This window comes from Pelomonas baiyunensis (genome assembly GCF_043555935.1).
Lineage (GTDB): Bacteria > Pseudomonadota > Gammaproteobacteria > Burkholderiales > Burkholderiaceae_C > Pelomonas > Pelomonas baiyunensis.
Genome location: NZ_JBIGIB010000002.1, coordinates 83,254 through 96,217, shown reverse-complemented (window position 1 = coordinate 96,217; position 12,964 = coordinate 83,254). Strand labels below are relative to the sequence as shown.

Genomic DNA, 12,964 nt, shown 5'->3' with positions numbered 1-12,964 from the left:
GACTGTATTGATTCGATTCCCCCTGTTCTGCTAGGGTTTACGCGAGACCTCGTTGCTATTTAGCGCCACAAAACGGCGGGTCTGCCGCGTCTGCGGGAGCCCCGGCAGCCCAGGCCTCTGGCGGTTTCCAAGGCGCATCTCAATCACAACTGGTAGCGATCTCAATGTCTGACCAAACCGCAAGAAATGCTGCGTTGGCGTCAAATTGACAACGCTGTCTACGTTAGCCGAATCGACTGACGGCATCAATGCTGCCCCCTCTCTGGTTTTCCCTTGGCTGCAGCCCTCACGCCACAAAACCCGCCACAAAACGCCCCAGGAACAGGGGCCTGGCCGTGTCACAACAAGCAGCGCCCGGGCCGCCCGCTCACGCCCAGTCGCAGCGGTATCCCACCCCGTAGACCGAACTGATGCAGGACTGGGGCGGCTCCAGCGTGGCGAGCTTGCGCCGGATGTTCTTGATGTGGCTGTCCACCACGCGGTCCGACACATCGCGGAAGTCCTCGTGGATCAGGTCCAGCAGCTGCGCCCGCTCGAACACCCGCCCGGGGTGGGTCAGCAGTTGCCGCAACAGCCGGAACTCCACCGGCGTGAGCCCGAGCGCCTGCTCCTGCCACACGATGCGCTGCCCGGCTTCGTCCACCCAGAATCCGCCACCCACCGGCACCAAGGTGGGCGGTGCCAGGCGCCCTTGGGCGCGGCGCAACAGCGCCTTCACACGCGCCACCAGTTCGCGCGGGCTGAAGGGCTTGCACAGGTAGTCGTCGGCCCCCAGCTCCAGCCCCAACAGCCGGTCCAGCTCTTCCACGCGCGCGCTGCTGATCAAGATGGGCAGGTCGCTGAACGCGCGCACCGCACGGCACACCTCCAGGCCGTCCAGCCCGGGCAGCATCAAGTCCAGCACCACGGCGGCAGGCGGCGGGCCGCCGCGCAGGCGCGCCACCGCCTGCAAGCCGTCGGCCAGGCATTCGGTGCGGTAGCCGGCCGCGTGCAGGTAGTCGCACACCAGCGCGGCGAGCTTGGGCTCGTCTTCCACCACCAACACCAAGGCGCTCATGCAGCACTCCCAGGCGGGTGCAGCGGCAGGGTCAGCACCATGCACAAGCCGCCCAGCGACGACGCCTCGGCCGCCAGGCGCCCGCCGTGCGCCAGCGCGATGGCCCGGGCAATGGCCAGGCCCAGCCCGGCACCGCCATGCGCCCGGCTGCGAGACGGGTCGGCGCGAAACAGTGGGTCAAACAAACGCTGCAGGTCTGGCCCCGCCACACCGGGCGGCGTGTCCTCCAGGCGCACCTCGATGGCCGCACCCAGCGAGCGGGCCCGCAACTGCAGCAGGCCGGGCGCCCGGGTGTAGCGCAAGCTGTTCTCCAGCAGGTTGGCCAGCAGTTGCTCCACCCGCACCGCGTCCCAGCGCGCTGCGGGCAAGTGCTCGGGCACCTGCACTTCCAGCACCAAGCCTTGCGCTTGCGCTCGCGCCGCCACGCGCGCAACGGCCGCCTGCAGCACCGCCGCCGGCGCCACCGGCTCGAACGTGCACGGCAGGCTGCGCAGCTCCGAGGTGGCCAGCAGGTGGAAGTCCTCCACCAAGCGCGACAAGCGCCGGATTTCCTCTTGCAGCGAGCCCAGCGCCGCCACCTCCAGCGGGCGGATGCCATCCACCAACGCCTCCACCTCACCCCGCAGCACCGCCAGGGGCGTGCGCAGCTCATGCGACAGCTCCGCAATCCAGCGCTGCCGGCTGCTTTCCAGCCTCGACAAAGCCGCCGCCATGGCATTGATGTCCTGGTGCAAGCCGGCGATCTCGCTGGCCCCAGCGCCCCCGCGCGGACTGGGCAGGCGCACGTTGAATTCACCCGCGGCAATGCGCCGAGCCGCCGTCTGCGCCTGGCCCAGCGGCCGCGCCCAGCGCACCGCCAGCACCCGCGCCATCACCAGCGCCACCAGCAGCACGGCGCCCGCCACAGCGGCCAGGCCCAGGTACTGCCGGCGCAGGAACTTGGCGTCCACGCCCTCCACCGGGCCGGCACGTTCGGCCAGCTTCAGCACCACCACCGTCTGCCCGTTCAGCTTGACGGCGCGGGTCTGGCCGGGGCGGTTCCACAACTCGCGCCGGCCGGCCAGCGGTGTCAGGCCATCGGCGGCCAGCACCACCATGCGCGGCCCGAAGTTGCCCGGGTCGCGCCGCGGGGGTGGCGGAGGCGGCGGCAGGCGCCCGTCCGGCCCAGCTCGGCGCTCGGGCGGGGGTGCGTCAGCCTCCGGCGGCGCGCCGCGCACGCTGGTGAGCCGCACGGTCTCCAGCCAGTCGTGCAGCACCGGCCGCCAGTCTTGCGGCAGGCTCGGCCGGCGGGCCAGGTCCTGCTCGGCGGCTTCCATCAGGCGGGTCAGGTGTTCGCCCTCCTGCGCGGCGAGGTAGTCCGAAAACCCCGCCCGCAGGTTCCACCCCACCACCGCCGCAACCGCAGCCACCACGGCCAGGGCCGTGGCCATGAGCAGCAAGGACAACTGGTGCACCAGACGCATGCCGTCATCTTGCCCTGCAACTGTGAACGCGGCCTCCACAGTTCCTCCATCGTCTGCGCACCTTGCCGCACGACGCTGAGCGCCATCCCCAACCGGAGACGCTCATGCCCCACCGCCCACCGCTGCTTGATGCCCCGCGCCACCTATGCCTGCACGGCGCGTGGGGGCTGGCCCTGTCCCTTGGCCTGGCCGCCGCGCTGTCCGGATGCGGTGGCGGCGCTGACCCCTCAGCCCCCACCGAAAGCGCCACGGCGGCGGACGCTGCCCCCGCCATCACCTCCGCAGTCACCCCCGCGGCCGTGCGCCCACCCGCGCCACCCGCGGCCCCGCCCACGACTCCACACACGGCCGCCGCACCGCGCCCGCCTGCACCCTCCTTGGCCAGCGTCGGTAACCGGCTGTTCGACGACACCCGCCTCTCCGCCAGCGGGCGCCTGGCCTGCGCCAGCTGCCACGCCGAAACCCGCGGCCACGCCGACCCGGCCGGCGGCTTCCTGCCGCTTGGCGGCATCGACGGCCAGCGCCAAGGCCTGCGCAGCTCGCCCAGCCTGCGCTACCTGGACGCTGCCGGCGCCTTCCGCTTCGACGCCCAGGGCCGCCCGCACGGCGGGCTGTTCTGGGACGGCCGGGCCAACAGCCGCATCGAGCAAGCCCGCGGGCCGCTGTTCAACGCCAACGAAATGGCCAACCCCGACGCCGCCACGCTGGCCACCAAGCTGCGCGCCCTGCCCTACGTGGCCGATCTGCGTACCGCCGCCGGCCTGAGCCCGGCGGCCACCGACGACCAACTCATCACCGCCGCACTCACCGCGCTCGACCGCTACCAGGCGGAAGACCCCAAGTTCCACCCCTTCACCAGCAAGTTCGACGCCGTGCAAGACGGCCGCGCCACGTTCAACGCGCAAGAACTGCGCGGCCAGGCGGCCTTCAACGACCCGCAGCGCGGCAATTGCGCCGCCTGCCACGACAGCCGGCCCGTGCCCAACGCCAGCGGCATCAACCGGGCGCTGTTCACCAACTTCAGCTACCACGCGCTGGCCGTGCCCCGCAACGTCAGCCAGGCCACCGCCAACCCGGCGTTCTTCGACCTGGGGCTGTGCGGGCCGCAGCGCACCGACCTCAGCGCGCGCACCGACCTGTGCGGCCAATTCCGCGTGCCCACACTGCGCAATGTGGCTTTGACGGGACCGTACTTCCACAACGCCCGCTTCGCCACGCTCGAAGACGTGCTGGCCTTCTACGCCAGCCGCGACCAAGACCCCGCCCGCTGGTACCAGGTGGTGAACGGCCAGGTGCAGCTGTACGACGACCTGCCCGCCGCCTACCGCGCCAACGTGCACCGGGGCGCGCCCTTCCGCCGCCCCGGCCAGCCGCCGGCGTTCACGCCCCAAGACGGGGCAGACATCGTGGCCTTTCTGCGCACGCTGACCGACGGCTTCAGCCCGGCCCCACCCGCCCCCTGAGGGCGAAACCGGGGAGGCGCCCGGAAGAAGAAACTGCTAGAGTGATGCGGAGGTAACTTCGTTACTTCTCCTATAGCAATTTCTTTCCGGACGCCTCGCCATGCCTCCTCGCGCAGCCCCCGCCCGCCACGACGCCGACAAAAAAGTCGACAAGAACGAGCCGTTGGTGGCCGACATCCGGCTGCTCGGTCGCATCCTGGGCGATGTGATCCGCGAGCAGGAAGGCCGCGAGGCCTACGAGCTGGTGGAGCGCATCCGCCAGCTGTCGGTGGCCTACCGCCACAAGCACGACAAGGAAGCCGGCAAGCGCTTCGACAAGCTGCTCAAGAGCCTCTCCGGCGAGCAGGCCGTCAGCGTGATCCGGGCGTTCAGCTACTTCTCGCACCTGGCCAACATCGCGGAAGACCGCCACCACGTGCGCCGCCGCGACATCCACGAGCGTGCGGGCAGCCTGCAGCCGGGCTCACTGGCCTTCTGCCTCGAGCACCTGCACGAAGCCGGCATCCGCCCGACCGAAATTGCCGAGGTGCTGCAGCGCGGCTTCATCTCGCCGGTGCTCACCGCCCACCCGACCGAAGTGCAGCGCAAGAGCATCCTGGACGCCGAGCGCGCCGTGGCCGCCCTGCTGGAAACGCGTGACCGTGCGGGCACCGAGCGCGAACTGCGCGAGACCGAGAGCCTGCTGCGCGCCCGCATCACCCAGCTGTGGCAGACGCGCATGCTGCGCTACTCCAAGCTCACGGTGGCGGACGAGATCGAGAACGCGCTGTCGTACTACCACGCCACCTTCCTGCGCCAGATCCCGAAGCTCTACGCCGAGTTGGAAGAGCACCTGCCCGGCGCGCAGCTGCCCAGCTTCCTGCGCATGGGCCACTGGATTGGTGGCGACCGCGACGGCAACCCCAACGTCGGCGCCGCCACGCTCAAGCGCGCCATGCAACGCCAAAGCGAGGTGGCCCTGCGCCACTACCTGACGGAGCTGCACGAACTGGGTGCCGAGCTGTCCATCTCGCTGCGGCTGACCGGCGTGTCGCCCGAGATGCAGCTGCTCGCCGAACGCAGCCCCGACCAGAACGCCCACCGGCTGGACGAGCCCTACCGCCGCGCGCTGACCGGCATGTACGCGCGCCTGGCCGCCACGCTGCATGAACTGACCGGCACCGAGGCCCTGCGCCACGCCGTGGCCCCGCAAGACCCTTACCGCACGCCGGAAGAGCTGCTGGCAGACCTGCGCACCATCGAGGCCTCGCTCAAGAGCCACCACGCCGAGGCGCTGATCGCGCCGCGCCTGGCGCCGCTGATGCGGGCCGTGCAGGTGTTCGGCTTTCACCTCGCCACGCTGGACCTGCGCCAGAGCAGCGACCAGCACGAACTCGTCATCGCCGAGCTGCTGGCCGCGGCCCGCATCGAGAGCGACTATTCGGCGCTGGACGAAGGCCACAAGCGCGAGCTGCTGCTGCGCCTTTTGAACGACGCCCGCCCGCTGCGCGTGATCGGTGCGCACTACACCGAGAAAACGCTGGGCGAGCTGGCCACCTTCGAGGCTGCGCGCGAGGCACTGAACCGCTTCGGCCGCGAGGCGCTGCGCCACTACATCATCAGCCACACCGAATCGGTGAGCGACCTGCTGGAAGTGGCCCTGCTGCTCAAGGAATGCGGGCTGCTGCGCGGCGTGCTCAGCGAGTACGCCACCAGCGACCTGATCATCGTGCCGCTGTTCGAGACCATCGGCGACCTGCGCGTGGCGCCGGAGATCATGCGCGAGTTCTACGCCCTGCCCGGCATCCGCGGCATGGTGGACCGCTCGGGCGGCGAGCAGGACATCATGCTCGGCTACTCCGACAGCAACAAGGACGGCGGCATGTTCACGTCGTCGTGGGAGCTGTACCGCGCCGAGATCGCGCTGGTGGAGCTGTTCGACGAACTGCGCCGCGTGGGCCCGCTCACGCTGCGCCTCTTCCACGGCCGCGGCGGCACGGTGGGCCGCGGTGGCGGCCCGAGCTACGAGGCCATCCTGGCTCAGCCCCCGGGCACCGTGAACGGCCAGATCCGCCTGACCGAGCAGGGCGAAGTCATCGCCTCCAAGTACGCCCACCCGGAAATCGGCCGGCGCAACCTGGAAACGCTGGTGGCCGCCACGCTGGAGGCCACGCTGCTGCACCCCACGCAAAGCGCGCCCAAGGGCTTCCTGCAAGCCGCGCAGGCGCTGTCGGACGCGAGCTTTGCGGCCTACCGGGGCCTCGTCTACGGCACGCCGGGCTTTGCTGACTACTTCTTCGCCAGCACGCCCATCCGCGAAATTGCCGAGCTCAACATCGGCTCCCGCCCCGCCTCCCGCAAGGCCACCCGCGCGATTGAAGACCTGCGCGCCATTCCCTGGGGCTTCTCATGGGGTCAGGCGCGCGTGGCGCTGCCGGGCTGGTGCGGCTTCGGCTCCGGGGTGGAAGCCTTCCTGGGCGAAGAACCGGCCCAGCGCGCCAAGAACCTGGCGCTGCTCAAGCGCATGCTCAAGGGCTGGCCGTTCTTCCGCGCGGTGCTGTCCAACCTCGACATGGTGCTGGCCAAGACCGACCTGGCCCTGGCCGAGCGCTACGTGGAACTGGTGGAAGACAAGAAGCTGGGCAAGCGCATCTTCACGGCCATCAAGGCCGAGTTCGAGCGCACGCAGGCGGCCTTGAGCCTCATCACCGGCGACGACAAGCGCCTGGCGGCCAACCCGTCGCTGGCGCGCAGCATCGAGCACCGCTTCCCGTACATCGATCCGCTGAACCACCTGCAGGTGGAGCTGATGCGCCGCTACCGCCGCACCCAGGCCGACGACCCGGCCATGGAGCGCGTGCAGCGCGGCATCCACCTGTCCATCAACGGCATCGCGGCGGGCCTGCGCAACACGGGCTGAGGCCCGCCCAGAGCCGGCGCAGGCCGCTTCAGGCGGCCAGCAGCGCGGCCCCCACGGTGGCCTCGCTCGGCTGGCGCAGGCCCACCGGTGCAGACGCCATGCCCGGGGCCAGCCCCAGCACCTGCACGCCCTCCGGCGCGATCAAGCCAGCCAGGGCCTCGGCAGGCGACTGGCCGTTCGGCAAGCGCACATGCGCCACCACGGCGCCGTCGCTGAGCTTCTGGCCGGTCTTGCCGAAATAGATCAGCGGGTGCTGCCCCGGCCGCCCCGCCTCCACACGCGCCAGCCACGTCACCACGGGCGACTGCGGCTGGCCCGCGCCCGCGAGGTCCGGCTGCGTGCAGCACACATGGGCCACGCCGCCTTCCGGCAACAGCGCCAGGCTGTAGCCCTGCTCGGGGCCTTGGGTCCACACCTCGTGCATCGCATCGGCGGCCACGTGGTGCAAGGTCGTGAGGCCGCGCGCGGGCAGCTCGGTCACCCACACCTGTCGATCGGTGCGCACCTCGCCTTGGGGTGAGCGCACGGGCGACGTCGTTGCCCCCACCCAGGGCCCCACGGGCAGTTGATCCAGCGCCGCCTCGGCGCCGGTCACGGCCAAAGGGCGGCCATTGCGAAGCAGTCGAACCACGGCATCAATCGTCATCAGTTGGTGCATGAGGCAATCCCGGAGAGCGAAAAACAACGTCCACAACCGTCGATGCCTCCTTGCCGGTTCACCGAGCGACTCTGGAATGAACAGCTCGACTTTATCGCTTAATTCGGCTTATTTGATATTTTCAAGCCCATTCAAGCCGAACAATCGCACAAATTCGCCAGCCGAACGCAGCCCGGGTGGGGGTCGCTATCGCGCTTGCCGCGCGCGCCATTGCGCCATGGCGTAGGGCAGTTCGCCCTCGCGCGCCAGTTGCGCCGTCAGGTCGCCTTGCGCTTGCAAGCTGCGGCAGCTCATGTCGGCGCCCGGCCGCGCGTGAGCGACCTCCAGGAAGGTGGCCCACGCGGCGGCCAACGCCTCGGCGGTGAACGCCTGGTCGCGCTTGGGCACCGAGAGGTCGTCCGCCATCTTCTGCGCCAACGTGGCTTCCATGAAATCGGTGCTGGCGGCCAACATCTGCCGCGCCACGGTCTGGCACACAGCGAAACGCGCCGTCGGGCGGCGCGCCTCCCCGCCACACGCCCGGCGCAACGACGCCATGCCCGCATCGGCCCAGGCCGCCTGAATGCCCATCGTCACGATCAACACCTGCGCACGCGTCGCCGGCTCCATGGCTGGTGGCAGACCCTGCAACACCTCGCTGGTGAGCAGATGGAAACGGCGAGACAGCCTCGGCCGGCCCGCCAGGGCGGCCAAAGCTTCCTCCACCGCGAGGGTGTCTTTGGCCTGTTGCGCCTGGCTCAGCACCAGCAACCAGGGTCGGGCGTCGCTGCTGTCCAGTGCCGCCCAGCGCTGCGGGCTCAGGGCGCCACATCCCGCCCCGCCCTGGGCCAGCCCCCGCCCGACACAGCCGGCCGTGGCCAGTTGGTAGGCCCCCACGTCACTGCCCAGCACCGCCAACGAGGCCGCGCCATCCGCGTCGCCCATCAGCAGCCGGGCCGCCACCTGCTGCCGCACCGGGCCCGCCGCCAGGCGAGCCGCCACCTCGGCCACGGCCGCCTGGGTGCGCGCCTCCAGGCCCTGCATCTGCTGATCCAGCCAGGCGCGGCCCAGGTCGGGGTTCGCGCGCCAGAGCCGAACCTGTTCGGCCGGGACACGACCACCACCGCACACCTCCAAGCCCTCATCGGCACCATCGGGGCGCGGCAGGGCCCGCGGCGCGCTGGCAGCTGAGGCGCCCGCCCCACCCGGCAAAGCCACGGGCTGCGGCAGCGGCAGCGGCAGCGCGGCCACGGGCACCGGGGCCTCGGCCGGCGCACCTGTTGATTCGGGTGCCTCGCGGGCCCAGTGCCAGAGGGCGCCGGCCAGCAGTGCCGCCAACCCCAACAGCCAGGCCGCGTGCCGACGTGCCGTCGGCTTCACGCGCGCCGCCCGCCGGTGAACCCAGGCCCCAGGTGCGTCAGCACCTCACCCCCGCAATCGCCTCCCGCACCGCCGCCACCTGGCGGCGCGACACGGCCAGCCATTCATCCACATGCGCCACGCGCACGGCCCAGCTGTCTGCCGCCTCGCCCGACGGGTCGCCCCCGTCGAGTTCACCAAAGTTGGTGGCGGCATGCCGCTCGAGCTCGCGCACCGCGGCGCGGGCCACCAGGGCGTTGCGGTGCACCCGCAAAAAGCGCGACGGGAAGCGTTGCTCCAGGTCCGACAACGAGCCATCGAGCAGATGGCTGGCGCTGGCGGTGCGCAAGGTCAGGTACTTCAGTTCGGCCTTGACGTAGAGCACGTCCGACACCGGCACCCGCAGCACCCGCCCGCGCTCGGTGAGGGTGATGAACTCGCCGGCCTCCAGCGGCGCCGGGGCGGCCACCGGCGGGGGCAGGCCCTGCACGGCGGCGCGCTCGGCCAGCCGCAGCGTGGCACGGGCCAGGGCGGCTTGCAGGCGCTCGCGGCGCACAGGCTTGGTGAGGTAGTCCAGCGCCTCCAGCTCGAAGGCCTGCAGCGCGTGCATGGCGTGCGCCGTGACGAAGATGAACAGCGGCGCGCCCCCCGGTGGCGGCACGGCCCGCAGTTTTTCGGCGAGGTTCAGTCCGTCGACACCCGGCATCTGCACGTCCAGCATCACCACATCACACCGGTGCTCGGCCAGCCACTGCGTGGCCTGCGCGGCGTTGGCTGCCTCGCCCACCACCTCGCAGCGGGGTTCGGCGATCGCATCCAGCAGCCCGCGCAGGCGCAGCCGGGCCAGGGACTCGTCGTCCACGATCAACACACGAAGGGCGGCATTCATAACGGCACGAGTATCCGCAAGGCATACCGGTGGGCGGAAGCATCCACATCGAAACGAGCTGCAACGTCGTGCATCAGCGCCAGGCGCTGCCGCACGTTGCGCAAGGCCAGCCCGTGCCCGGGCGTGCGGGCCGGCGCGCCCACGGTGTTCACGATGCGGATCTCGACCTGGTCGCCCCGCCGCTGCGTGGTCACTTGCAGCTCGCCCCCATCGTCGTTGGGCTCCACGCCGTGACGCACCGCGTTCTCCACCAGCGGCTGCAGCAGCAAGGGCGGCACGCGGGCGCCGTTGGCCTGCGGGTCCAGTTGCCAGCGCACCCGCAGGCGGTCGCCGAACCGGATCTGCTCGATGGCCAGGTAGCGCTGCGCCAGTTCCACCTCTTCCCCCAGCGACACCGCCTCGCTGGCCTCGCCCAGCGCCACGCGGAACAGCTCGGCCAGGTCTTCCAGCACGCTCTCCGCGCGGGCCGGGTCCACCTGCACCAGGGCAATCGCACTGTTGAGCGTGTTGAACAAAAAATGCGGCCGGATGCGCGATTGCAACTCCACCAGCTGCGCCAACGCATCCGCCGGGCGTTGCGAATGCGCCCGCAGCTGCAGCCAGGCCAGCAACACGCCCGCAGCGGCCGCACCGCTCAGCAGCACGCCCGTCGCGCGCCAGGCGGTGAAGGGCTCATCACTCGTCAGGTTCAGCAGCCCCAGGCCCAGCAGGCCCGCCGCGCCGCCCCACCCCATCAACAACGGCCACAAGACCCCGGCGGTCAAGCGCGGCCACAGCCGCTTGCCGGCGCACACCCCCACCAGCCAGGCCAGCACGGCAAACATGGTCACCACCGTGCCCTGGGCCATCAGCGCAAGCCACTGGCCGCCGTCGCGCGCCATCAGGGCGGCACCCAGGGCCAGCACGCCATGCACACCCAGCACCGCCCGCAGCACCAGGCCCACGTGGCACACGTCGAACGCCTGTGCGTCCGACGCGCCGGCACCGGCCCCGTCACGGGTGCGCGGGTCCAGGGCGGGCAGCGGTGGCAGTTCGGTCGCGCCGAAGGTGTGCCACTGGCTACGCTGGGTGGTTTCCTGCCAGTGGCCCTGCGGCGGCGCGGGGCGGCGCTTGAACAAAGGCATCTCGGGGCTCGAAGGGCGGTTGAGACCGGGCGTTCGATAATCCCGCGTCGCGGCGCATTGTGCGCGCTGAATCTCCGCTGCCCCATGTCTGACAACCAACTCGCCAACAAGTCCCAAGCCTGGTCTGCCCTGTTCTCCGAACCCATGAGCGACCTGGTCAAGCGCTACACCGCCAGCGTCGACTTCGACCAGCGCCTCTGGCGCGCAGACATCACCGGCAGCCTGGCCCACGCCGAGATGCTGGCCGCCCAAGGCATCTTGAGCGCCGAAGACCACGCCGCCATCCAGCGCGGCTTGAACGACATCGCCGCCGAGATCGAGGCCGGCCAGTTCGAGTGGAAGCTGGACCTGGAAGACGTGCACCTGAACATCGAGGCCCGCCTGACCGAGCGCGTGGGCATTGCCGGCAAGCGCCTGCACACCGGCCGCAGCCGCAACGACCAGGTCGCCACCGACGTGCGCCTGTGGCTGCGCAGCGAGATCGATGAAATCAGCACGCTCTTCGCGCACCTGCAGCGCGTGCTGGTGGATCAGGCCGAGCGCCATGCCGAAGTCATCCTGCCTGGCTTCACGCACCTGCAGGTGGCCCAGCCGGTGGCCTTCGGCCACCACATGCTGGCCTACGTGGAAATGTTCGCCCGCGACGCCGAGCGCCTGGCCGATGTGCGCCGCCGCGTGAACCGCCTGCCGCTGGGTGCCGCCGCCCTGGCCGGCACCAGCTACCCGCTGGACCGCGAGCGCGTGGCCCGCACGCTGGGCATGGAAGGCGTGTGCCAGAACAGCCTGGACGCCGTGAGCGACCGCGACTTCGCCATCGAGTTCACCGCCGCGGCCTCGCTGGCCATGGTGCACATCTCGCGTCTGTCGGAAGAACTCATCCTGTGGATGAGCCAGAACTTCGGCTTCATCGCGCTGCCCGATGCCTTCTGCACCGGCTCGTCGATCATGCCGCAGAAGAAAAACCCGGACGTGCCCGAACTCGCCCGCGGCAAGACCGGCCGCGTGGTGGGCCACCTGATGGGCCTGATCACGCTGATGAAGGGTCAGCCCCTGGCCTACAACAAGGACAACCAGGAAGACAAGGAACCCTTGTTCGACACCGTGGACACCTTGAAGGACACGCTGCGCATCTTTGGCGACATGCTGGCCGGCCTGACCGTGAAGCCCGATGCCATGCGGGCCGCCGCCCTGAAGGGCCACGCCACCGCCACCGACCTGGCCGACTACCTGGTGAAGAAGGGTCTGCCCTTCCGCGACGCCCACGAGGTGGTGGCCCACGCGGTGAAAACCGCCACGCAACAGGGCGTGGACCTGGCCGCGCTGACGCTCGCGCAACTGCAGGCGTTCGACGCCCGCGTGGAAGCCGACGTGTTCGAGGTGCTGTCGCTGGAAGGCTCGCTCAACGCCCGCAACGTGCTGGGCGGCACCGCCCCGGCCCAAGTGCGTGCGCAAGTGGCCCGCCACCGTGCCCGCTTGGCTTGAGTTGCCTCAATACCGCGCACCACCACGCTGCCTAGCATTCCCACCATGACCACCCTTGCCTGGACCGACTCGCTCGTCCTGAACCAGCCGCAGCTGGACACCACCCACCAGGAATTCATCGACCTGCTGAACGCCTTCGGTGCGGCGCTGGACGCCGGTGAAGACGCCCTGCCCGCCTACCACGCGCTGCTGGCCCACACCGAAGCCCACTTCGCGATGGAAGAGGACTGGATGGCTCGCGTGGGCTTCGAGCCGCAGAACTGCCACAGCAGCCAGCACGCCATGGTGCTGAACGTGATGCGCGAAGCCCTGCGCTACGCGAACGAACTGAACGACCGCGAGCCGCTGAGCATCCTGCGCGGCGAACTGGCGCAGTGGTTCCCGCAGCACGCCGAGATGATGGACGCCGCCCTGGTGTGGACCATGGAGCAGCGCGGCTTTGACCCGGCCACCGGCGAGTGCCGCGAGGCCGTGGCCACCGAAGCCGCCGCTGCGGGTTCTGGCTCCGGCTGCGGCTCCAGCAGCTGCGGGCACTGAAGCCCCCCTCACCCCCGTTGACATTCGGGCCGCACGTGCGGCCCGATTCTTTTT

At 70.5% G+C, this 12,964-nt stretch carries 10 protein-coding genes; 4 read left to right on the top strand and 6 right to left on the bottom strand.

The genetic code is table 11. The features are described 5' to 3' along the window. Positions 1-367: 367 nt before the first annotated feature. Both ACG01O_RS06780 and ACG01O_RS06775 read right to left on the bottom strand, forming a co-directional pair. A complete protein-coding gene (locus ACG01O_RS06780) occupies positions 368-1,057 on the bottom strand; it encodes a response regulator (RefSeq protein WP_394382750.1) in 690 nt (229 codons plus the stop codon). Then, positions 1,054-2,520, bottom strand: a complete 1,467-nt coding sequence (locus ACG01O_RS06775) for an ATP-binding protein (RefSeq protein ID WP_394382749.1) — start codon at positions 2,518-2,520, stop codon at positions 1,054-1,056. The genes ACG01O_RS06780 and ACG01O_RS06775 overlap by 4 nt, the downstream gene beginning before the upstream one ends. Before the next feature lie 104 nt (positions 2,521-2,624). Between ACG01O_RS06775 and ACG01O_RS06770 the strand changes: the two genes are divergently transcribed. Both ACG01O_RS06770 and ppc read left to right on the top strand, forming a co-directional pair. Continuing rightward, positions 2,625-3,983, top strand: coding sequence for a cytochrome-c peroxidase (locus ACG01O_RS06770; protein WP_394382746.1), 1,359 nt, complete (start codon positions 2,625-2,627; stop codon positions 3,981-3,983). Positions 3,984-4,083: 100 nt separating this feature from the next. Further along, the gene (gene ppc, locus ACG01O_RS06765) at positions 4,084-6,882 is read left to right on the top strand and encodes a phosphoenolpyruvate carboxylase (RefSeq protein ID WP_394382743.1); all 2,799 of its coding nucleotides are present in this window, start codon (positions 4,084-4,086) and stop codon (positions 6,880-6,882) included. Between the two features lie 28 nt (positions 6,883-6,910). Here the strand turns inward: ppc and ACG01O_RS06760 are convergent, their stop codons facing one another. The 4 genes from ACG01O_RS06760 to ACG01O_RS06745 all read right to left on the bottom strand — a co-directional run bounded on the left by ACG01O_RS06760 (position 6,911) and on the right by ACG01O_RS06745 (position 10,891). Beyond that, the gene (locus ACG01O_RS06760) at positions 6,911-7,540 is read right to left on the bottom strand and encodes a DUF6976 family protein (RefSeq protein ID WP_394382741.1); all 630 of its coding nucleotides are present in this window, start codon (positions 7,538-7,540) and stop codon (positions 6,911-6,913) included. A gap of 186 nt (positions 7,541-7,726) precedes the next feature. Then, the gene (locus ACG01O_RS06755; RefSeq protein ID WP_394382738.1) at positions 7,727-8,899 is read right to left on the bottom strand and encodes a hypothetical protein; all 1,173 of its coding nucleotides are present in this window, start codon (positions 8,897-8,899) and stop codon (positions 7,727-7,729) included. A gap of 37 nt (positions 8,900-8,936) precedes the next feature. Continuing rightward, on the bottom strand, positions 8,937-9,767 hold the full coding sequence (locus tag ACG01O_RS06750; RefSeq protein ID WP_394382735.1) for a LytR/AlgR family response regulator transcription factor: 831 nt from the start codon (positions 9,765-9,767) through the stop codon (positions 8,937-8,939). Continuing rightward, positions 9,764-10,891, bottom strand: coding sequence for a sensor histidine kinase (locus ACG01O_RS06745; protein WP_394382733.1), 1,128 nt, complete (start codon positions 10,889-10,891; stop codon positions 9,764-9,766). The genes ACG01O_RS06750 and ACG01O_RS06745 overlap by 4 nt, the downstream gene beginning before the upstream one ends. An 84-nt stretch (positions 10,892-10,975) precedes the next feature. Between ACG01O_RS06745 and argH the strand changes: the two genes are divergently transcribed. Both argH and ACG01O_RS06735 read left to right on the top strand, forming a co-directional pair. Beyond that, on the top strand, positions 10,976-12,373 hold the full coding sequence (gene argH / locus ACG01O_RS06740) for an argininosuccinate lyase (protein ID WP_394382730.1): 1,398 nt from the start codon (positions 10,976-10,978) through the stop codon (positions 12,371-12,373). Between the two features lie 45 nt (positions 12,374-12,418). Then, complete coding sequence (locus ACG01O_RS06735; protein WP_394382728.1) at positions 12,419-12,910, top strand: hemerythrin domain-containing protein; 492 nt, start codon at positions 12,419-12,421, stop codon at positions 12,908-12,910. The last annotated feature ends 54 nt before the right edge of the window (positions 12,911-12,964 follow it).

Coding starts and splice junctions, on each gene's coding strand:
- ACG01O_RS06770 (WP_394382746.1), top strand. CDS start 2,625: ATGCCCCACCGCCCACCGCTGCTTGATGCCCCGCGCCACCTATGCCTG.
- ppc (WP_394382743.1), top strand. CDS start 4,084: ATGCCTCCTCGCGCAGCCCCCGCCCGCCACGACGCCGACAAAAAAGTC.
- ACG01O_RS06775 (WP_394382749.1), bottom strand. CDS start 2,520: ATGCGTCTGGTGCACCAGTTGTCCTTGCTGCTCATGGCCACGGCCCTG.
- ACG01O_RS06780 (WP_394382750.1), bottom strand. CDS start 1,057: ATGAGCGCCTTGGTGTTGGTGGTGGAAGACGAGCCCAAGCTCGCCGCG.
- ACG01O_RS06760 (WP_394382741.1), bottom strand. CDS start 7,540: ATGCACCAACTGATGACGATTGATGCCGTGGTTCGACTGCTTCGCAAT.
- ACG01O_RS06745 (WP_394382733.1), bottom strand. CDS start 10,891: ATGCCTTTGTTCAAGCGCCGCCCCGCGCCGCCGCAGGGCCACTGGCAG.
- ACG01O_RS06735 (WP_394382728.1), top strand. CDS start 12,419: ATGACCACCCTTGCCTGGACCGACTCGCTCGTCCTGAACCAGCCGCAG.
- argH (WP_394382730.1), top strand. CDS start 10,976: ATGTCTGACAACCAACTCGCCAACAAGTCCCAAGCCTGGTCTGCCCTG.
- ACG01O_RS06750 (WP_394382735.1), bottom strand. CDS start 9,767: ATGAATGCCGCCCTTCGTGTGTTGATCGTGGACGACGAGTCCCTGGCC.